General features: G+C 71.3%; 1 protein-coding gene. It reads right to left on the bottom strand.

Going from position 1 to position 1,170, the window contains the following annotated elements:
* Positions 1 to 52: 52 nt before the first annotated feature.
* The coding region (locus tag ABZY20_RS37320; RefSeq protein WP_356447992.1) for a hypothetical protein at positions 53 to 1,170 on the bottom strand (1,118 nt) is incomplete at its 5' end.

Raw genomic sequence — 1,170 nt, 5'->3', positions numbered from 1 at the left:
GCGAGCCGCGACCGCGCCAATCCAACTACGACGCCCCTCGCCCGCCGCAAACTTACTTCGCCGACTTCTCCGCCTTGTCGGACTTGGCCGGCTTGCCGTCGGCGCTCTTGGCATCCGCGCTCTTAGCGTCCGCCGCCTTGCCCTCGCCACCCTCGGCCGCGGCGACCTCGTCCAGCAACGGCGGCGGCAGGTCGCGCGCGTACAGGTCGGCCGGGCTGTCGCCCGGGCAGGCCTTGTCGGGGAAGCCGAACTTGGACTGCAGTTGCTCGGCGCATTCGGGCATGGATTCGAAGCTCTTGCCGGTGCCCATGCACTGCGCGTCGAAGGCGCGGCGGAAGGATTCGCGGCGGCGCACGAAATCGTCGCCGCACTTGCGCGCCAGGCGGATCCGGTCGAGGTCGTCCTGGGCGGCGTTGGTGCCGTCCAGGCCGTATTGCTTGAGCTCGTCCGGGGTCAGGATGCGCAGGTCGCGGTTGGCCACGGTCATCATCAGGTCCGAGACCGCGGTGGCCACGCCGTTGCGCTCCAGGTAATCGCGCACCTGCTGGTTGATCGCGCGCAGCTCGCGGCTGAGTTCGGCGCGCGAGGTCGCGGTGGAGCGGTCGCGCATCAGCCGGTGGATGCCGACCTTGCCCTCGATCGAGCGGGTGTCGCCGGCGGCCAGCACCAGCACGCAGGCGCTGTGGCAGACCGACTCCTCGCGCACCCAGATCGCCCAGCCCGATTCGGCGATGGAGTCGCCGGCGCGCAGCGCCTCTTCGACGTGGCCGCCGCTGGAATCGATGTCGAGGATGCGGGTCGAGATCTCCATGCGCGCGGCCATCGCCGCCACCCGCTGCGCCAGCGCGGTGAAGCCGGCGCCGATCTTGCCCTGGTAGCGCACCCGCACCACCCCGCGCGCCTGGCACGGCGACATCGCGTCGACCAGGCTGAAGAAATCCAGCGACTCGAGCTTGTCGCCGTCGCCGAAGCGCGGGTAGTCGTATTCGCAGCTGATCCGGGCGACGCCGCCGTCGAGCTTGGCCGGCGGCCAGTAGGTGCCCTTGAGGATGTCTTCCTCGCTGACCGCGGCCGGCGCCGGCTTGGGCATGACGTTCTGGCTGCCCAGGGTCACCGCGGCGCCGGACGGCGCCGGCTCGTCCTTGCCGCAGGCGGCCAGCGCCAGCGCGC

Source organism: Streptomyces sp. NPDC006624, from assembly GCF_040611555.1.
Taxonomy (GTDB): domain Bacteria; phylum Actinomycetota; class Actinomycetes; order Streptomycetales; family Streptomycetaceae; genus Streptomyces.
Note: the sequence above shows the minus strand (reverse complement) of the source record. Positions and strands in the feature narration are given on the sequence as shown.